The 22,219-nt window shown below is 64.8% G+C and carries 22 protein-coding genes and 1 pseudogene; 12 read left to right on the top strand and 11 right to left on the bottom strand.

Features of this window, described 5'->3' with window-relative positions; genetic code table 11:
• The first annotated feature begins 361 nt into the window (after window positions 1-361).
• Window positions 362-997 (top strand): response regulator transcription factor, encoded by a 636-nt coding sequence (locus M529_RS40035; protein ID WP_020820527.1) that lies wholly within the window; start codon window positions 362-364, stop codon window positions 995-997.
• Between the two features lie 26 nt (window positions 998-1,023).
• On the opposite strand, the gene cueR is transcribed toward M529_RS40035, so the two are convergent.
• The 5 genes from cueR to copC all read right to left on the bottom strand — a co-directional run bounded on the left by cueR (window position 1,024) and on the right by copC (window position 5,921).
• Window positions 1,024-1,422: a Cu(I)-responsive transcriptional regulator gene (cueR, locus tag M529_RS40030; RefSeq protein WP_020820526.1), complete on the bottom strand. Its 399-nt coding sequence runs from the start codon at window positions 1,420-1,422 to the stop codon at window positions 1,024-1,026.
• Window positions 1,419-3,776 carry a heavy metal translocating P-type ATPase gene (locus M529_RS40025; RefSeq protein ID WP_020820525.1) on the bottom strand — a complete coding sequence of 786 codons (2,358 nt, stop codon included), beginning with the start codon at window positions 3,774-3,776 and terminating at the stop codon, window positions 1,419-1,421. Before M529_RS40025 ends, cueR begins: the two co-directional genes overlap by 4 nt.
• Window positions 3,777-3,883: 107 nt before the next feature.
• Window positions 3,884-4,558 (bottom strand): class I SAM-dependent methyltransferase, encoded by a 675-nt coding sequence (locus tag M529_RS40020; protein ID WP_020820524.1) that lies wholly within the window; start codon window positions 4,556-4,558, stop codon window positions 3,884-3,886.
• Window positions 4,559-4,594: 36 nt separating this feature from the next.
• Window positions 4,595-5,539 carry a copper homeostasis membrane protein CopD gene (gene copD, locus M529_RS40015; protein ID WP_020820523.1) on the bottom strand — a complete coding sequence of 315 codons (945 nt, stop codon included), beginning with the start codon at window positions 5,537-5,539 and terminating at the stop codon, window positions 4,595-4,597.
• 4 nt (window positions 5,540-5,543) lie between these two features.
• Entirely contained in the window at window positions 5,544-5,921 is a 378-nt protein-coding gene (gene copC / locus M529_RS40010; protein WP_007683372.1) for a copper homeostasis periplasmic binding protein CopC, read from the bottom strand.
• Between the two features lie 133 nt (window positions 5,922-6,054).
• On the opposite strand from copC, the gene M529_RS40005 reads away from it, so the two are divergent.
• The 9 genes from M529_RS40005 (at window position 6,055) to M529_RS39965 (ending at window position 13,730) form a co-directional block, all read left to right on the top strand.
• Complete coding sequence (locus M529_RS40005) at window positions 6,055-6,327, top strand: hypothetical protein (RefSeq protein WP_007683370.1); 273 nt, start codon at window positions 6,055-6,057, stop codon at window positions 6,325-6,327.
• The gene (locus tag M529_RS40000) at window positions 6,327-6,767 is read left to right on the top strand and encodes a periplasmic heavy metal sensor (protein WP_007683368.1); all 441 of its coding nucleotides are present in this window, start codon (window positions 6,327-6,329) and stop codon (window positions 6,765-6,767) included. Before M529_RS40005 ends, M529_RS40000 begins: the two co-directional genes overlap by 1 nt.
• On the top strand, window positions 6,764-7,330 hold the full coding sequence (locus tag M529_RS39995) for an RNA polymerase sigma factor (RefSeq protein ID WP_007683367.1): 567 nt from the start codon (window positions 6,764-6,766) through the stop codon (window positions 7,328-7,330). The genes M529_RS40000 and M529_RS39995 overlap by 4 nt, the downstream gene beginning before the upstream one ends.
• 66 nt (window positions 7,331-7,396) lie before the next feature.
• Window positions 7,397-9,322, top strand: coding sequence for a copper resistance system multicopper oxidase (locus M529_RS39990; protein ID WP_007683365.1), 1,926 nt, complete (start codon window positions 7,397-7,399; stop codon window positions 9,320-9,322).
• On the top strand, window positions 9,322-10,470 hold the full coding sequence (locus M529_RS39985; RefSeq protein ID WP_007683363.1) for a copper resistance protein B: 1,149 nt from the start codon (window positions 9,322-9,324) through the stop codon (window positions 10,468-10,470). Before M529_RS39990 ends, M529_RS39985 begins: the two co-directional genes overlap by 1 nt.
• A 90-nt stretch (window positions 10,471-10,560) precedes the next feature.
• Complete coding sequence (locus M529_RS39980) at window positions 10,561-11,034, top strand: DUF305 domain-containing protein (RefSeq protein WP_007683361.1); 474 nt, start codon at window positions 10,561-10,563, stop codon at window positions 11,032-11,034.
• A gap of 58 nt (window positions 11,035-11,092) precedes the next feature.
• Complete coding sequence (locus M529_RS39975) at window positions 11,093-12,628, top strand: two-component system sensor histidine kinase NtrB (protein ID WP_007683359.1); 1,536 nt, start codon at window positions 11,093-11,095, stop codon at window positions 12,626-12,628.
• On the top strand, window positions 12,618-13,241 hold the full coding sequence (locus tag M529_RS39970) for a response regulator transcription factor (RefSeq protein WP_007683357.1): 624 nt from the start codon (window positions 12,618-12,620) through the stop codon (window positions 13,239-13,241). The genes M529_RS39975 and M529_RS39970 overlap by 11 nt, the downstream gene beginning before the upstream one ends.
• Window positions 13,242-13,322: 81 nt before the next feature.
• Window positions 13,323-13,730: a response regulator gene (locus M529_RS39965; protein ID WP_007683354.1), complete on the top strand. Its 408-nt coding sequence runs from the start codon at window positions 13,323-13,325 to the stop codon at window positions 13,728-13,730.
• A gap of 62 nt (window positions 13,731-13,792) precedes the next feature.
• On the opposite strand, the pseudogene M529_RS39960 reads toward M529_RS39965, so the two are convergent.
• The 6 genes and pseudogenes from M529_RS39960 to M529_RS39935 form a co-directional block, all read right to left on the bottom strand.
• Window positions 13,793-14,107 (bottom strand): annotated as a pseudogene (locus M529_RS39960) (CorA family divalent cation transporter); the annotation flags it as partial.
• A gap of 401 nt (window positions 14,108-14,508) precedes the next feature.
• Window positions 14,509-14,790, bottom strand: coding sequence for a type II toxin-antitoxin system YafQ family toxin (locus M529_RS39955; protein WP_004212690.1), 282 nt, complete (start codon window positions 14,788-14,790; stop codon window positions 14,509-14,511).
• Window positions 14,777-15,040: a type II toxin-antitoxin system RelB/DinJ family antitoxin gene (locus M529_RS39950; protein ID WP_004212689.1), complete on the bottom strand. Its 264-nt coding sequence runs from the start codon at window positions 15,038-15,040 to the stop codon at window positions 14,777-14,779. The genes M529_RS39955 and M529_RS39950 overlap by 14 nt, the downstream gene beginning before the upstream one ends.
• A gap of 384 nt (window positions 15,041-15,424) precedes the next feature.
• A complete protein-coding gene (locus M529_RS39945) occupies window positions 15,425-15,862 on the bottom strand; it encodes a DUF411 domain-containing protein (RefSeq protein ID WP_007683347.1) in 438 nt (145 codons plus the stop codon).
• Window positions 15,863-15,941: 79 nt separating this feature from the next.
• On the bottom strand, window positions 15,942-17,081 hold the full coding sequence (locus M529_RS39940) for an MFS transporter (protein WP_021318853.1): 1,140 nt from the start codon (window positions 17,079-17,081) through the stop codon (window positions 15,942-15,944).
• 79 nt (window positions 17,082-17,160) lie between these two features.
• Window positions 17,161-20,088, bottom strand: a complete 2,928-nt coding sequence (locus M529_RS39935) for a Tn3 family transposase (RefSeq protein WP_021318852.1) — start codon at window positions 20,086-20,088, stop codon at window positions 17,161-17,163.
• 146 nt (window positions 20,089-20,234) lie between these two features.
• On the opposite strand from M529_RS39935, the gene M529_RS39930 reads away from it, so the two are divergent.
• On the top strand, window positions 20,235-20,828 hold the full coding sequence (locus M529_RS39930) for a recombinase family protein (RefSeq protein WP_021318851.1): 594 nt from the start codon (window positions 20,235-20,237) through the stop codon (window positions 20,826-20,828).
• A complete protein-coding gene (locus tag M529_RS39925) occupies window positions 20,825-22,186 on the top strand; it encodes a hypothetical protein (protein WP_021318850.1) in 1,362 nt (453 codons plus the stop codon). The genes M529_RS39930 and M529_RS39925 overlap by 4 nt, the downstream gene beginning before the upstream one ends.
• Window positions 22,187-22,219: the final 33 nt, after the last annotated feature.

The following is a 22,219-nucleotide window of genomic DNA, read 5'->3' as shown; positions in this document are numbered from 1 at the left end:
GAGGCCTAGAACGGCTCGTATGTCCCCAGCAGGTGCCCGAGCTTTGCGGCTCTGAAGTCGAGCCCGACAGACGCACTTTTGGGCCTCACGCCCCTTTTTGCAGGTAGCGCGTTCAGCCCCGTTGAGGGCGTGTACGTTTTCGGCCGCCGCGTTTTGGGGCGCCCCCCTTCCAGGAGACCAGACGGAGGTGCCCGAACTCCAGTGGTAAGAGCCGCCGTATCGGGGCGATGTCGAGCACCTGCGCCGTTGGAACTGCTGCGGCAATATTTCGGCCTTGACCTTGGACCATGGTCCTGCCCGTAAGAGGCCTCCCCAATAGCGGTGCCTTTGCGGCGCGGCACTCCAGATCGATCCGAGGAGTATGGGGAACAAGCGCGTCGTTCACATCGTCGATGACGAAGAGACAATCCGAAAGGCACTGCGATTCACGTTGCGTACCGCCGGCTTCGCCGTCGAGGCCTACGCTTCGGGGCCGGAGTTTCTGTCGGCCGCGGGTGACGCGAAGAAAGGCTGCGTGATCCTCGACATGCACATGCCGGACATGAACGGCCTTCAGGTCCAGGTGGAGCTGACGCGACGCGGGATTGATATGCCTGTCGTCATGCTCACCGGCAATGGCGATCCCACGCTCGCCGTGCAGGCAATGCAGGCGGGCGCTGCCGACTTTCTCGCCAAACCGGTCGAAAAGGCCGCATTGCTTGGCGCGATCGACCGCGCCTTCAGCTCGCTGGAGAATATAACCGGGCGTGCCGCAGAACAGGCCGACGCGCTGTCGAAAGCCGCGAGACTGACGCAGCGCGAACGGGCCGTTCTTAGAGGGATTGCGCGAGGCTATCCCAATAGCTTTATCGCAGATGAACTCGGTACCACGCCGCGCACGGTCGAGCTGGATCGAGCCAGCCTGATGGTCAAACTGGGAGCCCAAAGTTTGCCCGACTTGCTACGGATCGCGTTTGCTGTGGACCTGAACGGATCGCCTGAGGACGATCGCCATTAGGCTTCACCATCCTGCGACATCGGACGTTATGCGGATCGGCCCGTGGCGAGTTCGGCAATGATCGGACAATCCGGCCGCGCGTCGCCGTGGCAGCGTTCGGCGAGATCGACCAGCGTGTCGCGCAGCGCCGTCAGCGCTGCCGCCTTGCGCTCGAATTCCTCGGCACGGGCCAGCGCAAGCCGCTTCACCTCGCCACTCGCGCGACCCGTATCCGCCCAAAGGCCGAGCAGAGTGCGGATCTCCTCGATCGGAAACCCCAGATCGCGCGCATTGGCGATGAACCGCAGGCGATGAAGATCGCGCTCGTCATAGTCGCGATAGCCCGCACCCCGGCGCGGCGGCGCCGGGATGAGGCCTATCTTCTCATAATGGCGGATCATCCGCTCCGAGACGCCGCTCCGCCGAGACGTCTCGCCGATGTTCACAGCGCCTTCCGGTTGAGTCGCAGCGCGTTGGTGACCACGCTGACCGAGGAGAGCGCCATGGCGGCGGCCGCGATGATCGGCGAGAGCAGGATGCCGAACAGCGGATAGAGCGCGCCCGCCGCCACCGGCACGCCCGCGACATTGTAGATGAAGGCGAAGACGAGGTTCTGGCGGATGTTCGACATGGTCGCCTGGCTGAGCTTACGCGCCCGGACGATGCCGGTGAGGTCGCCCTTGAGCAGGGTCACGCCCGCGCTCTCGATGGCGACGTCGGTGCCCGAGCCCATGGCGATGCCGACATCGGCGGCGGCCAGCGCGGGGGCGTCGTTGACACCGTCGCCGGCCATGGCGACCACCCGCCCCTCGCGCTTGAACTTGGCGACCACGGCGCTTTTCTGATCGGGCAGCACCTCGGCTTCGACCTCGTCGATGCCCAGGCGCCGGGCGACCGCTTCCGCTGTCGTGCGGTTGTCGCCGGTCAGCATGACCACGCGAATACCCTCCGCCTTGAGCGCGGCGAGCGCTTCTGGCGTCGTGGCCTTCACCGGATCGGCGATGGCGAAGGCACCGCCGACGGTGCCGTCGATTCCGATGAAGATTGCGGTGGCGCCATCGCGTCGCAGTGCGTCGGCCTGGCCGGCGAGCGCCTCGGTGGCGACGCCCTCGTCGGCGAGGAACCGCGCATTGCCGAGGACGATGCGCCGCCCTTCGACCGTACCGAGCGCGCCGCGCCCGGTCGGCGAGTCGAAGTCGGTGACGTCGCTCGTGGCGATGGCGCGATCCTTCGCAGCCTCGACGATCGCCAGCGCGAGCGGATGTTCGGAAGCCCGTTCGACCGAGGCGGCAAGCCGCAGCAACTCGGCTTCGTCGAAGCCGGGCGCCGGCACGACCTGGGTGACGGCAGGGCGGCCTTCGGTCAGCGTGCCTGTCTTGTCGACGACGAGCGTGTCGACCTTCTCCATATGCTCGAGCGCTTCGGCATTCTTGATAAGGACGCCGAGTCCGGCGCCGCGGCCGACGCCCACCATGATCGACATCGGCGTGGCGAGACCCAGTGCACAGGGACAGGCGATGATCAGCACGGCGACCGCCGCCACCAGCCCATAGGCGAAGCGCGGCTCGGGGCCCCAGATACCCCAGGCGATAAACGCGACCACCGCAACCGCGATGACCACGGGCACGAACCAGCCCGACACCTGATCGGCCATGCGCTGGATCGGCGCGCGCGAGCGCTGCGCCTCGGCGACCATCTGGACAATCCGCGCAAGCATGGTGTCGCGTCCGACCTTGTCGGCGACGATCACCAGCGCACCGGTCTGGTTGAGCGTGCCGCCGATCACCGTGTCGGCCTTGGCCTTGGTGACGGGCATGGATTCACCGGTGACCATCGACTCGTCGAGCGAGGAGCGGCCGTCCTCGACTACGCCGTCGACCGGCACCTTCTCGCCCGGCCGCACGCGCAGGCGGTCGCCGACCGCGACCAGATCGAGACTGATCTCCTCTTCGCTCCCGTCGGCGGCGATCCGGCGCGCGGTCTTGGGCGCGAGGTTGAGCAGCGCCTTGATCGCGCCCGAGGTCCGCTCACGCGCGCGCAGTTCGAGCACCTGGCCGAGCAGCACGAGAACGGTGATCACCGCGGCGGCCTCGAAATAGACGGCAACCATGCCGTCCTCGCCGCGGAAGGCAGGCGGGAACAGCTGAGGCGCGAGCGTCGCGACGACGCTGTAGATCCAGGCGACCCCCGTCCCCATCGCGATCAGGGTGAACATGTTGAGGTTGCGGGTCTTGAGCGAGGCCCAGCCACGCTCGAAGAACGGCCAGCCCGCCCAGAGCACGACAGGCGTCGCCAGCACGAACTGGATCCATACCGAGGTCGACATCGGCACGAGGCGATGGATCACAGGAAACAGGTGCGCCCCCATCTCGAGGATCAGCACCGGCAGGGCCAGCACCAGGCCAACCCAGAAACGCCGCGTGAAATCGACCAGCTCGTGGCTGGGACCGCTGTCGGCGGTCACGGTCGCGGGTTCGAGCGCCATGCCGCAGATCGGACAGGACCCGGGATGGTCCTGCCGGATCTCGGGATGCATAGGGCAGGTCCAGATCGTGCCCACGGGCGCTGCGAACGGCGGTGCCGGCGGGCCGAGATAGCGCTCGGGATCGGCGATGAACTTTGCCCGGCAGCCCGCGCTGCAGAAATGATAGCGTTCACCGCCATGATCGGCATGGTGCGCGGTGGTCGCCGGATCGACGGTCATGCCACAGACCGGGTCCTTGATGCCGGTCGCCGCTTTCGCGCCGCCGTGGCCGCCGCAGCAACCGCCGCCATGCGCCGCTCCATGTGTCTCGTTCATCGCCTTGCTCCTTTCGACGCCTGACGATCTAGGGTCTGACACCGTGTCAGGGTCAATACGTAATCGCCTAAGCGGCCAAATCGGCGTACCCGGTCGCTCGGCCGGGATCAGCCAAGGTCGTTCGCAACCGTAAGGCCCTGGGCCTGCGCCGGTCGATGCGCGGTAAGCAATTCGATCGCGCCGGTGATGGTCAAGAGCCGAAACGTCTCGGCCACATGCCTGAAGCCGGCCGCCGCGATCAGGCCGGGGAGCACGCCGTCGGCGTTGGGTCGGGTATCATCGATGCCATCGAGTCGCTGCACGGTCAGGCGAAAGGCGAGCCGCATGAGACCGTGCTGGCGGCCATAATCTGCGATCACCAGGCGGCCACCCGGGCGCAGCATGGCGAACATGGCGCGCAGGGTTGCCGCCTTCTCCCTGACCGGCATCTGATGCAGCACGAGACTCGATACGACAGCGTCGGCGGTGCCCGGGGCCACGTCCCTGGCAAATCCCTGACGCCAGTCGATATCGGCCTGCCGCGCAGCGGCCTTGTGCCGCGCGATGTCGAGCGCCTCGGCATCGGGATCGAGACCGATCACCTGCGTCCTGGGCTCGGCTTGCTTGAGCATCAGCGCGAAGCTGCCGGTGCCACAGCCGACGTCGACGACCGTCTCACCGGCTTTGGGCGCCAGGGCGGCGAGCATGGCGGCACGCCACCGCTTCTCCCGCGTCCACAGGCGGATCGCGCGATCATAGTCTTTCGTCGATCCGGTCCCGAGCGGCGGGGTGTAGGATTGCATTGGCTTCTCCCAACGCGAGGCGTCCGAAACGATAAGCTACATCGACATGGGTGGCGACAGTGTCCCCAGCCAGGCGACCAGCCCGAGAATGACGATCGCAAGACCGCCTTCGACGACGAGGCTCGCGCGCAGCAGCGCCTGCGCCCGTGGCGCGTCCTCTTCCTCGATCGCCTGCGCAAGTGCCGGGGTCAGGCGATAACGGTTGAGCGCGGCCAGGCCCAGCATGCCGGCGAAGAGCAGCAGCTTGGCGATGAGCAGCAGGCCGTAGGTCGACTGCCCGAGAGACGCGATGTTGCCCGGGCCGACCAGGAACCAGCCGTTCACCGTCCCGGTCAGGATCAGCAGGGCGACGATGATCGTGCCGACGAGGGAGAAGCCCCGCAGCGCTTCCTCGGCGAGCATGACCCGGTCCATGTCTTCAGTGGCGAGATCATCGGTTGCGAGCCTGGTAAGAACCAGCGCAAGGAATGCGGCAAGCGCGCCGACCCAGGCGCCCGCGGCGAGCAGATGGATGAGATCGGCCCCCAGTTGCAGCCAGCCCGCCTCGCCTTCGCCGGCCGCGCCATGCCCGCTCCAGGCGAGGGTCGCGAGTGCGACCGCGCCTGCCAGAGTGGAGGCGATGAAGGCAGGACGGGATTGCCGGCGATAGAAGGGGATGGAGAGCAGAAGAACGAGGAGCGCGACGAGGCGCGCCTTCAGCGCCGTTCCCATGGACGTGCCGTTGAACAGCTCTGCGACCATGGAAAGATCAGGCTGGGTGAGCGGCAGCCCGGTCATGGCCGCTGCCTGCAACGCGAACCCCAGCGCCGACAGCAGGAGGGCGAGACAGGCGAGACCGGCCACCATTGCTACCATCGGCAGATGCCGCTGTACCATCCGGCCGCCGCCGGGCGCATAGAGCGCGAACAGCGGCAGGCCGAACAACAGGCCGAGATCGACGTAGAGCGCCCAGCGGACGGCGACGAGTGCCACGTCGTTCATGGCGTCACTTGACGGTAAAGGCGAGATTGCCCTGGATGCGGTGCGTGTCGGTCGAGACGACGTGCCAGGCGACCTGATAGCTGCCCGCCATGAGCGGCTTGGCGAGCGTCAGCACGAGCGTCTTGTCGCCTTCGACGGACGTCTTGAAGCCGGTTACCGCCATGCGGTGGTTGGGCATGCCGGGCATGCCGGTCATCACGATCTCGGCGCCCGACAGCTTCGGCATCAGACCTTCACTGAAGGTGAGCGTGATACGCGAAGGCGCCGAGACGCTGGCGTTCGCGGCGGGCGTCGAGGACACAAGCTTGGGATGCGCGTAGGCCGGAGCAGAAACACTCAGGCCGACGGCGGCGATAACTGCGAGAGGCGAAAAGAAACGCATTGGAACATTCTCCTGTAGATCCCATGAGACAATACGCAGCCCGAGCCCCCACCCCTCGCAATTATTCTTTTCAATCTACAGCAAGGGTTCCTGGACCATCGTGCGTATTGATGGATGAAGACGGAGAAGCACCATGGATGAACTTGACCACCTGCTCTCGCGGTTGCGCGATGCGCCTCTCGATCCCAGGCTCGGCGGCCTGGAAAGCCGGGTCATGGCGGAAATAGCGCGCATCCGGGCCATACCAAGCCTTGGCGCTATGACGTTCGGCATCGCGGCCGCAACCGCGCTGTTCATCGGAATTGCCGGCTCGGCAGTTTCGACACGGTCTGCTGATGCCAAACCGCTATCGCCCTTCGATGCTCGGCTCGCGCTTGCGCCCTCGACGCTGCTGAGCTCGCAGTGATGCGCGACCGCCGCCGGCTCCTGCTCCTCGTCCTGGTGACCTTCGCCGCGGCGATCGCTGGCGTTGTCATTGGCCGCGTCTATGTGGTTCCAGTGCGCCCGGTCGAAAATGAGCTGCACGAGCTGCTCCATCGCGATCTGAAGCTGAATTCAGCGCAACACAGCCGACTCGAGACAATCGAGAAGAACTACGCGATCCGGCGTCAAGCGCTGGAGGCCGAATTGCGCGCCGACAATGCGCGTCTCGCGGAAGCGATCGAAGCGGAGCATGGCTATGGCCCGCAAGTCGCAACTGCGGTGGATCGCTCGCACCAGGCCATGGGCGCGCTGCAGAAAGAAACACTTGAGCATATCTTCGCGATGCGGGCCGTGCTGCGCCCGGATCAGACGGACAAATTCGACGACGCCGTGGTGAAAGCGCTGACGGCCAAATCCGAATGACCGCGTGCCTCCCCGACTGCTCGGACGGGGAGCTCGCGGCTCTGGCGCTTGGAGGCCGGCAAGCGGCCTATGGCGAGCTGGTCCGCCGGCATCAAGGTTGGGTTCACCGGCTCGTGCGCAGCCATGTCGGATCTATGGATGAGGCATTGGATGTCACCCAGGCGAGCTTCGTCGCGGCCTTTGCCGCACTCAACCGCTATGACGTAACCCGACCCTTCCAGGTCTGGATGTCCCGGATTGTCATCAACAAATGCCATGACTGGCGGCGTCGGCGAGCGGTTCGAAATTTCTTTGCCCTAGCCCTACCGCTCGGCGAGGCGGACGGCGTCGCCGACGACGCACCGCTGCCCGATCAGGCGATCGGGGCCGAACAGCAGCTCGCGCAAGCAATGAAAGCGATTGCTGCCCTGCCGTCTTCCCTCAAGGACACGCTTATTTTGCGTACGATCGACGAGAAATCGGAAGCTGAAACCGCCGAAATTCTCGGGATCAGCCAGAAGGCGGTCGAAACGCGCCTCTATCGAGCTAGGGCACGCCTTTCGGAAATATTAAAGAAAGTTTGAGGGGGATGAGGCCATGCTGCGTATTCCCAATAGGTACGCCCTCTTTCTTAAAGCTGAGACAACCGAATGATTTCTGCTCTCGACCGCCGCCAGTTCCTCCGCGGCGCGGCCCTCGCCGGCGGCGGCGCAGCATTGTCAGCCTGGCTGCCGGCCTGGGCGCAGACGATCTCGCCGGGGATGCGACCGACGCTGCCGACCGTGTCGGGCGAAGACATTACGCTCACCATCGCCCGGCAGTCGATGACCATCGACGGGCGCAAGTTCCGGGCAATCGGCCTCAACGGCACGGTCCCCGCCCCGCTGATCCGGCTGCGCGAGGGCCAGCGCGTGCGGCTCAACGTCATCAATCAGCTGGAGGAGGACAGCTCGATCCACTGGCACGGGCTGATCCTGCCGGCCAATATGGACGGTGTGCCGGGCGTGTCTTTTCCGGGCATCAAGCCGGGCTCGAACTACCTCTACCAGTTCTCCGTCGTGCAAAGCGGCACCTACTGGTACCACAGCCATTCAGGCCTGCAGGAACAGGAAGGCCATTACGGCCCGATCATCATCGATCCCGCCGGTGCCGATCCGGTCGCCTATGACCGCGAGCATGTCATCGTGCTCGCCGATCACAGCGCGCTCTCGCCGCAGGCGATCTTCCGGCGCCTCAAGGTCAACCCCGGCCATTTCAATTTCCAGCGCCAGACCCTGGCCGGGCTCCTGTCGGGCAAGGATCAGCCGCTCAAGGACCGGCTCGACTGGGGCCAGATGCGGATGGACCCGGCCGACATCTCCGATGTGACCGGATCCACCTACACCTATCTCGTCAACGGCCATGGTCCGATGGACAACTGGACCGCGCTCTTCACCCCGGGCGAACGGGTGCGGCTGCGGGTCATCAATGCGTCGGCGATGACCACCTTCAACGTCCGCATCCCCGGCCTGCCGCTGACCATCGTCCAGGCCGACGGGCAGAATGTGGTGCCGGTCACCGTCGACGAGTTCCAGGTTGGTGTTGCCGAGACCTACGACGTCGTTGTCAGCCCAGGCGATGACAAGGCCTACACCCTTGTCGGCGAGGCGATCGACCGCTCGGGCATGGCGCGTGCCACGCTCGCGCCGCGCGCCGGCATGGCCGGCGAGGTTCCCCCCTTACGCAAACGGCCGCTCGCCGACATGAAGGACATGGGCATGGACATGTCCTCGATGCCGGGCATGGAAGGCATGGACATGTCGGGCGGCGCTATGCGGGGCGTCGATCCGACGGCCGAGAAGAACGCGTCCGCGCGCCTCGCGACCGGCGCGGCGGCAGCGATGGCGACCATGGACAATAGCGCCATGGCAGGCATGGATCATTCGGGGATGGATCATTCCGCGATGAGCGGGATGGACCACGGCGCGATGGGCGCCGATGGCCAGATGGCGGGCATGGACCATGGCGGGCACGCGATGGGGTCGATGAAGATGCGAGACTTCTCGAACGCGCCGCAGGTGAAGCGCGACCCGAGCGTCCAGACCATCTCGCCGATGCCCGTCGACCGCACCGGCGAGCCCGGCCAGGGCCTCGCCGACGTCGGCCACAAGGTGCTTGTCTACAGGGACCTGATGGCGCTCGATCGCAATCCGGACGTGCGCGCGCCGAGCCGCAGCATCGACATTCACCTCACCGGCAACATGGAGCGGTTCATGTGGTCGTTCGACGGCGAAAAAATGTCGGACCATCACGAGCCGATCCCCTTCATCGAAGGCGAGCGGGTGCGCGTCAATCTCATCAACGACACGATGATGGGGCATCCGATCCATATTCACGGGCATTTTTTCGAGCTGGTGACGGGGCATGGCGATCATGCGCCACGCAAGCATACGGTAATCGTCCAGCCCGGCGGCAAGGTGACCTGGGACTTCACCGCCGACGCGGTCGGCGACTGGGCCTTCCACTGTCATCTCCTCTACCACATGCATGCCGGGATGATGCGGGTCGTGAGCGTCCGTCCGAAGGGAGACGCGTAATGACCCGCATCCTCACGCCGCTGGTGAGCGCGATCGCCCTTTTCGCTGCCGCGCCCGCCTTTGCCCAGGATCATTCAATGCACGGCATGCCCGGCATGGCGCCGCCGGGCGAGGTGCCGCCGGCGCAGGAGAAGAAGAAGGACAAGGCCGCCGCCAGGCCGCGCGCTCAGACACCAGCGCCAGACGCCACCTCGGCGATGGACCATTCGCAGCACCAGGCCAGTCCTGCGCCGCAGGGAGATGCGGCCGGTCAGCCGCAACCCGCGTCTCCCGCGATGCCGGACATGCCGGGCATGGACCACTCCCAGCATCAGGACGGCGCGATGCCGGACATGCCCGGGATGGACCATTCGCAGCATGGCCAGACCGCCATGCCCGGCATGCAAATGACCGGCACGGCGCTTCCGGCCGGCAATGCGCCCCCGCCGCCTCCCCCCAGCGACCACTTCGCCGATCGTGATTTTCCCGGCGCCGAGATGGCGCGCTCACGCGACATCATGATGAAGGACAGCGGCGGCAACAATTTCGGGCAGGTGCTGCTCAACCTGTTCGAGTATCAAGCGCATAGCGGTCGCGATGGCTATCGCTGGGATGGCGAAGGCTTTTACGGCGGCGATATCAACCGGCTCTGGCTCAAGAGCGAGGGCGAAGGCGAGTTCGGCCGCGGCATCGACAGCGCGGAGGTGCAGGTGCTCTATAGCCGGGCCATCGACCCCTATTTCAATCTTCAGGGCGGTATCCGCCAGGACTTCGGCCGCGGGCCCGACCGCACTTACGCGACGGTCGGCGTCGAGGGCCTGGCTCCCGGCATGTTCGAAGTCGAAGGCGCGCTGTTCCTCTCGACCAAGGGCGATGTTCTGGGCCGGGTCGAGGGCTATTACGACCAGCGCATTACCCAGCGCCTGATCTTGCAGCCGCGCGCCGAGGTCAATTTCGCCGCGCAGGATATTCCGGAGAACGACATCGGTTCGGGGCTGGTCAACATAGAGCTCGGCGCGCGCCTGCGCTATGAGTTCAGCCGCCAGTTCGCACCCTATATCGGCGTCTCTTATCTGCGCAAAGCCGGCGACACGGCGCGGCTGTCGAGGCTTGCCGGCGAGGACGTCCATGCCACCAGCTTCGTCGCCGGCATCCGCTTCTGGTTCTAGCATCGGGACGGCTGATGGCGGGGGCGAACAGGAGAGCGGGGCGTTACACTGAGACCCAGGTCGGCCTGCGCCGAACGAAGGAGATACGCCATGGATCATTCGTCCCACATGAGCACACGGAAGATGGGCGCCTATTGGAGCCTGGCCTTCCAGACCGTCATCAGCGGCGTCATCATGTATCTGGTGATGTTCGTCATGATCGACGGGCTCGACAGCTTCTACAACAACCTCAACATGCTCTACATGACGCTGATGATGGTCTCACCGATGGTGGTGCTCATGATCCTCGCCATGCGGCACATGTTCCCGTCGAAGGCCGCCAACATCGCGCTGATCGCCGCGTCGCTGGTCGCCTTCTTGGGCAGCTTCGCGTTCATCCGCACGCAGACCACGATCGGCGACACGGCCTTTCTGCGCTCGATGATCCCACACCACTCCGGCGCGATCCTGATGTGCCAGGAAGCAAAGCTGAGCGATCCCGAAGTCATCCGGCTTTGCGAATCGATCAAGCGCTCGCAGCGGCAGGAAATCGACGAGATGAAGGCCATACTCGCGCGGCGCTGAGTGGCACGGTCCGGCTACGCCCGGATACGTGCGCCCGGCCGGGCGTGTGAGCCGGCCGATGGTCTACACGAGGCGCGGGCCCGACGAGATTGCCAGGGAGGTGGCGCGGCTTGCGCCGCTGTTCCTGCGACAGGCTGGCGGCCACGTCCTGACGCTGCTCGATCCTTCCGGGATGGTGCTGAGCTATAATGAAGAAGGCGAGCGTGCCGAATGCTGGCCGCTCGATCGCGTCCTGGGACAGCCCCACGACCTGTTCTACCCGCCCGACGAGATTGCGGCGGGGCGTCCAGGCGCAGACCTGGCGGCCGCCCTTCACGAGGGCACGCTGGAGCGCGAAGCGTGGCGGGTCTGCGAGAACGGCGCGGAATATCTGGCGCGCCTGACGATCACCGCACTGTTCGAAGGCGACACACATCGCGGCTTCGCCTGCATCAGCCGCGATGTCACCGACGAGGCGGCGGTCCGCGCATCGATCGAGACCCGCGAGCAGCATCTGCAATCGATTCTGGCGACGGTGCCGGATGCGATGATCATCATCGACGAGACCGGCGCCATCACGTCGTTCAGCGCAGCGGCACAACGCCTGTTCGGCTACAGCGAAGCCGAGCTCGTCGGCCGCAACGTCTCCTGCCTTATGCCCCAGCCCGATCGCGACCGTCACGACGAATATCTCGCGCATTATCTGCAGACCGGCGAGCGCCGGATCATCGGCCTCGGTCGCGTCGTGGTCGGCCAGCGCCGCGACGGCTCAACCTTCCCGATGCAGCTGTCGGTCGGCGAGGCCGGTGAAGACGGGCAGCGGTTGTTCACCGGCTTTATCCGGGATCTCACCGCCAAGGAGCAGGATGAGCTCAGGCTCAAGGAACTGCAGGCAGAGCTGGTCCATGTCTCTCGGCTGAGCGCGATGGGCACGATGGCCTCGACGCTCGCGCATGAGCTCAACCAGCCGCTTGCCGCGGTCGCGCTCTATCTCGAGACGATCCGCGACATGCTCGACGAGCGGGACGACGAACCCTTCGTGTCGCTACGGTCGGTGATGGATGATGCGGCACAGGAAACGCTGCGGGCCGGCCATATCGTCCGGCGCCTGCGCGATTTCGTCGCCCGCGGCGAGGTCGACAAGAGCCTCCACGAGCTGCCGCAGGTCATCGCCGAGGCGAGCCAGCTCGCGCTGGTCGGTGCACGCGAGCGCGGCATCCGCAGCTTCTTTGCGGTCGATCCCGCCGCGACGCTGGTCCTCGTCGACAGGGTGCAGATCCAGCAGGTGCTGGTCAACCTGATGCGCAATGCCATCGAGGCGATGGCGGAGTGTCCGGTTCGCGACCTCAAGGTGGCGACCAGGTTGCGCCCTGACGGGCTGATCGAGGTGACCGTGGAGGATACCGGTCCCGGCATCGCGGACGGAATCCGCGAGCAGCTCTTCACGGCGTTCAACTCGACAAAGGCCGACGGCATGGGCCTCGGCCTCTCGATCTGCCGGACCATCATCGAAGCGCATGGCGGCCGTATCTGGATGGAGCGCCCCGACCGTGGCGGCACCCGCTTTCATTTTACCTTGATCCATGCGCGGGCGGAGGAGGAACATGGGGGATAGACGCGTCATCCATCTGGTCGACGACGAGGAGAGCATCCGCAAGGCGGCGAGCTTTGCGCTCAAGACCGCGGGCTACGACGTCGTGACCTATGCCTCGGGCGTGGAGTTTCTCAAGGAGGCGAAGTCGGCGGCCGTCGGCTGCGTCATCCTTGACGTGCGCATGCCCGAGATGGACGGTCTCGAGGTTCAGGCCGCCATGGCAGCACGCGGGGTCAACATGCCGGTCATCGTCCTGACCGGCCATGGCGACGTGTCGGTTGCGGTGCAGGCCATGAAAGGCGGCGCGGTCGACTTTCTCGAGAAGCCCTTCGAGAAAGCGGCCCTGCTCGGCGCCGTCAGCCGCGCGTTCGCGCGTCTCGACGATGTCGACTTTCGCACTCTGGAAACCTCTGAAGCCGGCGTGCGGGTCGCTGCACTGACGCCCCGGGAGCGTGAAGTGCTGGAAGGGCTGGCGAACGGCCTGCCCAATAAGACGATCGCCTATGACCTGGGCTGTTCATCGCGAACGGTCGAGGTCCATCGCGCGAGCCTGATGGCCAAGCTCGAGGTCCGCAATTTGTCCGAAGCCCTGCGGATCGCCTTTGCCGCGGGCATGGGCCGCAAGCCGAAGTGACTGCGACCTCTACGTAGCGACGGGACGAGGCGCGATATGCGATCGATGGTGCAATCGTCACACGGGTGTCCGCTTCTCGCAATGCCATCGGTCCGTTCCACTCAGCATGATGGCAGATACACCATCCTCGTCTCCGACGACGATCCCGGCGTGCGGCGTGGCCTCCAGCTGCTGCTGAGATCGCGCGGCTATGCCGTGTGGGGATATACGACCGGCCACGCGCTGTTGGCCGACCCCCGCGCGAAGGAGGCAGACTGCGTCATCCTCGACTATCGCATGCCCGACATCGACGGATTCGCGATGCTGCGTCACCTTCGCGAGATCGGATGGTCGGGACGCGCCATCATGATCTCAGGCTTTCACGACACGCTGCTGGCCTGGCGGGCCGCCGAGGCGGGCTTCGATCACGTTCTCGCAAAGCCTTTGATCGGCAGGGCTTTGCTCGATGCGTTGGACCGGCACCGCGCCGAGGTTCTGCGAAAGCATTGAGTTATGGCGGCCGGCCCCCGGCAGCCTCAGCCCGGCGCGATGTGGAAAGCCGATCTGCGCCGTCAAAGCCAGTGGCTACGTTTGAACCGGATGTAGAGCCCAATGCAGACCGCAGCGATGACGCCGAGGATGACGAAATATCCCCATTGCGTCTTCAGTTCGGGCATATTCTCGAAATTCATGCCGTAGATTCCGGCAATCGCGGTAGGCACCGCGAGGATCGCGGCCCAGGCGGCAAGCTGACGCGTGATCGCACCCTGGCGCTGCTGTTCGAGCAGGTGACTCGCCTCGAACACCGAGATCAGGATGTCGCGGATGCCGGTGATGGCGCTCTCAACCCTGAGCATGTGATCGAGCAAATCACGGAAATAGGGTTTCCTTCTCACGATCTGGCTTTTGAGCCATTCGAGCATGGAATCTTTTGCCATCATGGGCGTCGTCGTCGCTCTCGGCAGCATCGTCTACCGGGCCAGCATCCGCCGGTCATCAACGTAGGGGTCACGACGGTGGAGCGAGCGGTCGGCTCTTCAAGCCCAACGCGATCGGCTCATTTCTCGCTCACCAGTCGTGAACTAACGGCAAATTTGTCAGAATTTGAGGGTGAAAGTGATTTATGGCCCTCATTTTTGTTTCAAGCAGCGCCTGCCGAATGCATCTCTGCGATTGATGTCTTCTGCAAAAGCTTGTTGGCATCGGATGCTCGCTGATCACACCTAACCCGTAATCGTGCCTCTGGCTGACATACCCGACAAACGTATAAGCTCGCCATGCGCGGGCGTCACCAACCCAATTCCGCGTGCGATCCCAAGCGCACAAGCTGCAAGGTGTCGTCATCGGGCTTGCGGTAAATCAGCACGAGGTCGGGCTTTATGTGGCAATCGCGATGGTCGCGCCAGTCGCCGGTCAGCGCATGGTCGCGGTGGCGCGGTTCAAGCGGCTCGTCGGATGCCAGCGCCTCGATGATCGGGATCAGGTCAGCGTCCAGCGTCTTGGCGTGCTGCCCCTTCTTCTCCCGCTTGTAGTCGCGCTTGAACCGCCCGAAGCGTTCAATCGTCCGCATTGAGGTCGGCCATCAGGTCGACCACCGTGGCGAACCGCTTGCCCTTTCCCTCGCGCGCTTCCTTCATGGCCTCGATCGTCTCGGCATTGGGCACCAGCGGTTCAAACGGCAAGGCCTTGTCGCGGGCAACGCGGGTCAGCATCAGGCGCACGGCATCGGAGACGGTCAGCCCCATAGCAGCCAGCACGGTCGCGGCTTCCTCCTTCACCGCTCCGTCGATCCGGGTCTGCACAAGAGCGTTTGCGGCCATGTCGATTTCCTTTCTGCATGACGATGTAATGCAAGCGAACGCAAAGTGCAATCAGGCAAAGCCCCGGCTATCGACATGGCGACCGGGCTTCGCGTTTTTCACCTTCAATGCTGTGAGTGCCATCGGTTCGGGGCCCTGATCGGGAATGTTGGGGCCGTTCTCACACTTTCGGTGGGCAAACGGTCCCACAATCGTTCCCACATTTTGGGCCAAATTCAGGCAAATCAGGGAGACGACCGCGAACAACTTACAAGACAAATCGTTGCTTTTTCAGTGTAGGTAGGGGTAGGGACGCCATCAGCTCGCTTGACACAAGGTTCTACACTCGACAGCGGGGTCCTCTACCACCGGGCAATTCTGCAGGATGCTGCAAACCGCGCGATATCAATGGCGGGCGAAAATTCGCTGACCGGCGCTGCCGAAGGCCACCACCGTATAGGGTTGGCGGGCAGCGCCTGCCACTTCCATGCCCTCCGAACCGATCGGCATCCCCGCAACCGCAATGCCTTTGACGCCCGCAGGACGGGTCGCCAGCAAGCGCTTGACGTCGGATATCGGGACATGGCCCTCGATCATATAGCCATCGACGATCGCGCTGTGGCAAGATGCCAGCGTCCGGGGCATGCCGGCCTTGCGCTGAAGCTCGCTGCGCGACGCATCGTCACGCATGACGACCTTGCGTCCCAGCTTCGCGCGCACGGCCTGCGCCCACTTCTCGCAACATCCACATCCCGGATCCCGGTGGACGACGATATCACTGGCCGCAAGCGCTACGCCGGGCATGGCGAGGAACAGCAAGGCGACGAATAGGCGGGTCTTCATGAAATGACTCCCGGAAGAACGATAAGCATGGGGCAGAGGCCCCTTCTTTTCTATACGCATCAATGCGCCCCTCCCCTCATCACGCAGATGATTTTACGATGGCGGGCGGCCTCCAGGCTAGCGGCAGGGACACAAGCAGCGCTAGCGATAGACCACCAATCCCCCACAGAACGAGCGGCTGCGCCCCGGGAGCGACGATGGCTATCGCCAGCGGCGCGAGCGCCTGCCCGATGCTGGCGGCGGAATGCTGGAAACCGAGCTTCACGCCTGAAGGGGCCCCGCCGCCGCTGATCCAGAAGCTGGTGACCAATCGAAGGGTTGCCGAGCTCCAGCCGGCAGCAACGATGATCCCACTGAGCTCGGCCATACTCGCGGCGACAGGAAACATGAAAAGTGCCACAGCCAGCAGGCCCAGCGTCAATCCGGCAAGCCGCCTCGGCACAGTGACCAGCCAATCCAGCTTTGCATGGAAGATCTGTGCCGCCAGCATGCCCAATCCGCAGAGACTGAGCATCCAGGCGATCTCTTCGCGGCTCAGCGAAATGGCGCTCCGCGTCACCAGGAGATTGACATGCATCGCCGCCAGCCCGCCGCCCGCGACGATCGTGATAAAAAGCAGGATCAACGTCGCGCCGAGCGTAGGCGCGGGCAGGTCTCCGCCATCGATGCAAGGTGCACACCAGCGCGGCAGACGCACGGCGCAAAGCGCCGCCCCGACGGCACCGATGCCGAGAGCGAGGATCATGAGGGGAGCGCGGGGCAGGATCGCGGCCGAGACCTCCGCCACCAGCGGACCGGCGAGATCGCCCAGAAACACGAAGGCGGTCAGCCAGGTGAAGCGGCGCGCCTGGTCCGCGCGCCCGCTTGCGGCAAAGCTCGCGCAGAGCAAGCCCAACGGTATGATGGCGGCCGACGCCATCCCCGCCACCAGACGCAATGCATAAAGCTCAGGCAACCCGACGAGGCCGATCGGCGCGGTCACCAGCGCGAGGATGACCAGCGCTGCGCGCAACATCGCCCGATAGTCGACCCGGTCCGCGATCCAGCCCCAGAGCGGCGCCGCCAGCAAGGCTGCCAGGGGATGGACCGCAGTCAGGCTCGCGACGTGAAAATCATGAGCGCTTGACGATAGCGCGCCACGAGCCGGGTCGACCAGTGCCGGAAGGAAGGCGAGAATGGCCGTCTGTCCCGCCGACGCCGCAGCCGCCGCGAGCAACAAGACGAAAAAGGAGGCCGGCCAGCGACCGTTGGCTTGCGATCCAGCCTTGTCGGCCCCTGTACATTATTCGGACACAGATTCACGGTTTGATGAGCAGGGGCATGAGGCCTTCGGCATCGAGGTCGAGGCGGTCGGACCAGATGTAATCGCCGGTGAGATTGATCCGGTCCCATCCCAGTGGCGACATTCGGGACAACATGGCCGGGTCGATCGCCCTACCCCGGCGTCGCAATTCACCGATGGCGCGACCGAGATAGCGGCAGTTGAACAGGATGATGGCGGCGGTGACGAGGTTGAGGGCAGCCGCACGGGTCTGCTGGTTCTCCAGGCCTCGGTCACGGAAGCGACCGAGGCGATGGAAGGCGACGGCCCGGGCCAGGCTGTTGCGTGCCTCGCCCTTGTTCAATTCGGCGGTGACGGTGCGGCGAAGATCACGGTCTTCAAACCATCGCAGCGTGAACAACGTGCGCTCGATCCGTCCGACCTCGCGGAGCGCGGCCGCGAGACTGTTCTGTTGCCGGTAAGCGGACAGCTTCTTCAGGATCAGCGATGGTGTAACGGTGCGGTCTCGCATCGCTCCTATCACCTCGGTGATCTCTTCCCAGTGGCTGATGATCAGGTCACGGCTGAGGCGGCGCCCGAACAGGGGCGCGAGCCGGCCATAACGCCGTGCCGGCTCGAAACCATAGAGCCGCCGGTCCGACAGGCGTGGAATGCGGGGCTCGAAGTCTAAACCGAGCAGGTGCATGACGGCGAACACGATATCGGATACTCCTCCTCCATCGGTGTGCAAGGCGGTGAGGTCGGCGCTGCTGTCGTGGCCGAGAATGCCGTCGAGCGCGTGGATGGCCTCGCCTGCCGTGCCAGCGATCACCGTCTGATGGAGTGGCGCATATCGGTCGGTGATAGTGGTGTAGATCTTGACCACCGGGTCGCGCCCGTAATGCGCGTTGATCGTCCCGCCGGCTTCACCAGGCCCACCGAGATAATAAGCCTGGCCGTCGGCCGAGGCACGATGCCCTGGCCCGAACCAGGCGGCGAGCGGCTCGACATGGATGGCGTCGGTCAGGCAGGCGAGCGCGGCGCGGAACGTCTCTTCGCGCATATGCCACGTCTGCATGCGCAAGAGGACGCGCCGGGAAGCCACGCCGCAGACTTCCGCCATGCGGGACAGGCCGAGGTTCGTTGCCTCGGCGATCAGTGTGGCGAGGAAGGCATGTTCGTCGGAGGGCGGCAGGCCCGTCGAGACATGACCGAAGTGCGAGATGAACCCGGTCCAGCGCTCGACCTGTGACAATACGTCGGTGATCCGGGTCGCGGGCACCATACCGTAACAGGCGAGCGCGAGTTGCCGGCCTTCGTCCTCGCCGGCCTCTTTGGCCGGCTCTTTCGGAAACCGCAGCCGTTCTCCGGCGAAGAGCGCGGGGTCGCGCTTGTCGAGATTGCTGGCGACATCGCGCAGGGTGTCGTCGAGCCGTGCCGCTCTCTCCTCGAGCCAGGCATGCGGATCGCCGAGCGAGAATTCCTGTTTCGGCACGGCATTGGCAGCTGACGGGGCGAGCAGCACGCCGAGCGAGCGATGGATGCGGGCTGTCGGCACCCACATCCCACCCGACGCCAGGGCGTTGGCGAGGGCGCTGTAGGTCGCCAACTCCCAATGGGCGCGATCGATCCCGCCGGGCGTCATGACATACCGGCGCCAGCGTCGTTCGATGTGACCGAGCGGTACGCCGGCAGGCAACGGCTTACGCCAGTCTCCGTCGAGATCGGCAAGGATGGCCATCGCCTCGCGCAACTCCTGCACGCCCGCTCGGCCCTGGAAATCGAAAGCACGCACGAACAGCGGCCCCGTCCGCTTGAAAGTGCGGTATTCGGCCGCAATCTCATCCAGAACCTCATCCCTGTGCGGTGTGGCGGTGCGTCGGATGATCGCGGCGTCCGCGTCGATCGTATCGAAGGATGCCACGGCGCTGACCGCCGCGGCGATATCGCCGCCAGTTCGTTTCGCTTGGCTCATTGCTTCCAGAATCCTGGCGATGCGCAGCAACCGTTCGCGCCCTTCGCGACCGGAAACGGCCACCCGCTGCTCGAGCCGTTTGCGGGCACGGAGATGAGAGCGCCCGACCAGCGCGCCAAACATATCGATCGCGGTATCGGTGAGCGTTGCTTCCAACTCACGCAGCGTCGCGAGAAGCACCACTCGCCTGCGGGCGGGACGCATCTGCTGGAAAGCCTGCGCTGTATAACGAACGCCTTCCCGGGCAAATTGCGCCAGGCGCGGTGTGGCGCGGGGATCGATCGACAATGCCGACACACCGGTCCTGCGGATCATGACGACCTTTTCGATGATTTCTATGAGCGAGCCGGCTGTTACACGCGGTTCCGGTTCACGCAGCCAGGACAGTCGGCTTTGCCGGTCATGGACCTTGTCATCGATGAGCATGTCGAGATGCTGACGGATTTCGGGTGCGAGGCTGCCGTCGACTGCGGCCACGATGTCCGTTTCAGCATGATGCATCGCCTCGGCCGTCATGCGTTCCACGACGCTGATACCGGGAATGACGATGCGGCGGGCGCGCATCTCGTCCAGGAACCGGTCCAGCAGTTCGCGCCCGTCGATGGTGGTCGCAGCCTCACCTTTCAGCCACATCATCAATTCCGCACGGCGTGGCCGGCTCAGGTCGCTGAAGCCAAACCGCGTCTTGATCGCGGCGAGTTGATCGTAGCGTGTGGGCATGCGTCTCGCGAAATCAGCGATGACGCCCGCATCCACTCCGACCTGTTCGGCAATATGGTCGAGCATGAGTGCTGGCAGCAGTTCGCCATGACGCAGATGCCGGCCCGGATACCGCAGGCAGCAAAGCTGCAGGGCATAGCCGAGCCGGGTTGCAGGGGTTCGCGCGGTTCCGACTGCGGCCATGTCATCGTCGGACAGGCTATGGTGCTTCACGATCACCGCCTCGTCTTCGGGCAACGCCAGCAGGGCGGCGCGCTGCCGCGTCGTCATCGGAATGCGTCCGGGCACTTGCGAACCTCCAAAAACCGCTTGCCTTTCAATACAATTCTGAAAGAGGATTGTGAAAGACGGAAGGGCGCGAGAATCCGTTCGTGCCGTGAAGACCTCCGGATACGGTCGTTTATGAAAGGCGGGATTTGACCAGGGTACCCTATCTGATCGGCTATGCCCGCGTGTCGAAAGGCGACGAGCAGTCGAATGCTGCACAGCGCCGGGCGCTCGACGCGGTTGGTTGCAAGCGGGTGTTCGAGGAGACCGCCAGTGGCGGGCGCTGGGACCGGCCGAAGCTGCTGGAGATGATCGGGCAGCTGCGGGACGATGACGTCGTTGTCGTGTGGAAACTGGACCGGCTGTCGCGCAGCCTCAAGGACCTGCTGCACATCATGGAACGGATCGAGACGGCAGGCGCAGGTTTCCGTTCGTTGACCGAGGCGATCGACACCACGACGGCCGCAGGCCGCATGATGATGCAGATGGTGGGGAGCTTCGCCGAGTTCGAACGCGCGATGATCCGCGAGCGCACCAGCGCCGGTCTCGCCCAGGCGCGGGCCGAGGGGCGCATTGGCGGGCGCCGACGCAAGCTCGGCGACAAGCAACGGAGCGAGATCGCGGAGTCCGTCATCTCCGGGCGAAAGTCAGGCGCCGAAATGGCGCGGCTCTACCATGTCAGCGAACCGACCGTTTCGCGCATCGTCGCCGCGCACCGGCAGACCATGGAGCTACCGGCATGAAACGCGGCCATGACCTGACCGGGCTGATGAAGTTCGCGACACGGCCCGAATGGGCCGACGATCTGCACGATGCGCTCGACGATCATCTGGGGACGGCACTGACGCAGTTCGACATTGATTCCGACGAATTGCCCGACATCATCGGCGAGCACTGGGCCATGACCCTGTGGGGCTGTGCGTTCGAGGATCTGGCGACCCGCGTCTTCGAGCCGGATGGTCGCAACCTCGTGGACGAGTACCTCAAGCGCCGCGGATGGAACGAGGGCGGCCCCAACAAGATCTACATGCGCGCGCTGCGCACCTCCGTCATGAGCGTCTACGAAGTCAGCGCGATCGAGCCTGGCGTCGGCTTCCTCGCGCGCGATCTGATCCGGGGCGGCGAGCCGGTTCAAGTCCGCGAGCGCACCGCCTCGAAGACGCTGGGGCCATGGGACAGGATCGGTGCGCGTATCATTCCGGTGAGTGGGCACATGATACTGGCTGGCGGTCTGCTGTCCTTCACTGCGGAAGCCACCAATTCCCTTCTCGAGGCATTGCGCCTGGGGCAAGGCAAGCGCGGGCCACACGCGAAACTCGCCATTGGTGATGATCAGCTGCGCGACCTGTCCCCGCTCATTTCGATGGTCTGGCTGTTCGATATCCTGCCCAAGGCTCTGGAACCCACGACCATTCCCACACTGCACAATGCCGACGGCGAAGAGGTCATCTTTCATCGCGTCCGTTTCCCGCTCGCGCGAGGTACGACGCAAGCTCTCATCGGAGAGCGCCTCGATACGGTGCCAGCCTTGCAGCGGGAAACCTCCCACTTCTGGAACTGGCTCGGAGCGAAGCCGGTCCCAGACAAGAAGGGCACCGGCCAGATGGCGTGGGGCGTATCGATGGCCGACGGCACGCCGGTGCTCGGCAATCTCGAACTCAAGGGCCGTGCCCTCATCCTGGCCGTCACCTCGGCCGAACGTGCGGAACGAGGGATCGCGCTCGTCGACCAGGCTCTTGGGGGCCTGGTCGCCACACCTCTGACCGAGATCGAGACGATCGAACAGGCCATGGCCGCGCGGCAGGAGGGGCGAACCACATCGGAGCCGGCACCGGACATTCCAGTCGAAGTCGCCACTCCACTGGTCCATGGCATGCTCGATCGTCAGTACCGGGCCCTCCTCGACGAGCCCGTCCCGATGCTCGATGACAAGACGCCGCGTCAATGCGCCCGCAGCAAGGCCGGACGTGACCGGCTCGCCACATGGCTCAAGCATCTCGAAAATCTCAGCGGGCGGCAGGCCGACACCAATGATCCGATGGCGACCTACGATTTCACCTGGATCTGGCAGGAACTCGGCATCGAGGATCTGCGCCGGTGACGGGTCGGCCCGACCAAGATAGTTCGCCCGCCC

Source organism: Sphingobium ummariense RL-3, from assembly GCF_000447205.1.
Lineage (GTDB): Bacteria > Pseudomonadota > Alphaproteobacteria > Sphingomonadales > Sphingomonadaceae > Sphingobium > Sphingobium ummariense.
The sequence above is the reverse complement of the archived record's forward strand: the minus strand, read 5'-3'. Positions and strand labels throughout refer to the sequence as shown.

Coding starts and splice junctions, on each gene's coding strand:
- M529_RS40005 (WP_007683370.1), top strand. CDS start 6,055: ATGGATGAACTTGACCACCTGCTCTCGCGGTTGCGCGATGCGCCTCTC.
- M529_RS39965 (WP_007683354.1), top strand. CDS start 13,323: ATGCCATCGGTCCGTTCCACTCAGCATGATGGCAGATACACCATCCTC.
- copD (WP_020820523.1), bottom strand. CDS start 5,539: ATGAACGACGTGGCACTCGTCGCCGTCCGCTGGGCGCTCTACGTCGAT.
- M529_RS39990 (WP_007683365.1), top strand. CDS start 7,397: ATGATTTCTGCTCTCGACCGCCGCCAGTTCCTCCGCGGCGCGGCCCTC.
- M529_RS40035 (WP_020820527.1), top strand. CDS start 362: ATGGGGAACAAGCGCGTCGTTCACATCGTCGATGACGAAGAGACAATC.
- M529_RS39975 (WP_007683359.1), top strand. CDS start 11,093: ATGGTCTACACGAGGCGCGGGCCCGACGAGATTGCCAGGGAGGTGGCG.
- M529_RS39945 (WP_007683347.1), bottom strand. CDS start 15,862: ATGAAGACCCGCCTATTCGTCGCCTTGCTGTTCCTCGCCATGCCCGGC.
- M529_RS39925 (WP_021318850.1), top strand. CDS start 20,825: ATGAAACGCGGCCATGACCTGACCGGGCTGATGAAGTTCGCGACACGG.
- M529_RS40000 (WP_007683368.1), top strand. CDS start 6,327: ATGCGCGACCGCCGCCGGCTCCTGCTCCTCGTCCTGGTGACCTTCGCC.
- copC (WP_007683372.1), bottom strand. CDS start 5,921: ATGCGTTTCTTTTCGCCTCTCGCAGTTATCGCCGCCGTCGGCCTGAGT.
- M529_RS39985 (WP_007683363.1), top strand. CDS start 9,322: ATGACCCGCATCCTCACGCCGCTGGTGAGCGCGATCGCCCTTTTCGCT.
- M529_RS39970 (WP_007683357.1), top strand. CDS start 12,618: ATGGGGGATAGACGCGTCATCCATCTGGTCGACGACGAGGAGAGCATC.
- M529_RS39935 (WP_021318852.1), bottom strand. CDS start 20,088: ATGACGACGCGGCAGCGCGCCGCCCTGCTGGCGTTGCCCGAAGACGAG.
- M529_RS40020 (WP_020820524.1), bottom strand. CDS start 4,558: ATGCAATCCTACACCCCGCCGCTCGGGACCGGATCGACGAAAGACTAT.
- M529_RS40025 (WP_020820525.1), bottom strand. CDS start 3,776: ATGAACGAGACACATGGAGCGGCGCATGGCGGCGGTTGCTGCGGCGGC.
- M529_RS39980 (WP_007683361.1), top strand. CDS start 10,561: ATGGATCATTCGTCCCACATGAGCACACGGAAGATGGGCGCCTATTGG.
- M529_RS39995 (WP_007683367.1), top strand. CDS start 6,764: ATGACCGCGTGCCTCCCCGACTGCTCGGACGGGGAGCTCGCGGCTCTG.
- M529_RS39950 (WP_004212689.1), bottom strand. CDS start 15,040: ATGGCCGCAAACGCTCTTGTGCAGACCCGGATCGACGGAGCGGTGAAG.
- M529_RS39955 (WP_004212690.1), bottom strand. CDS start 14,790: ATGCGGACGATTGAACGCTTCGGGCGGTTCAAGCGCGACTACAAGCGG.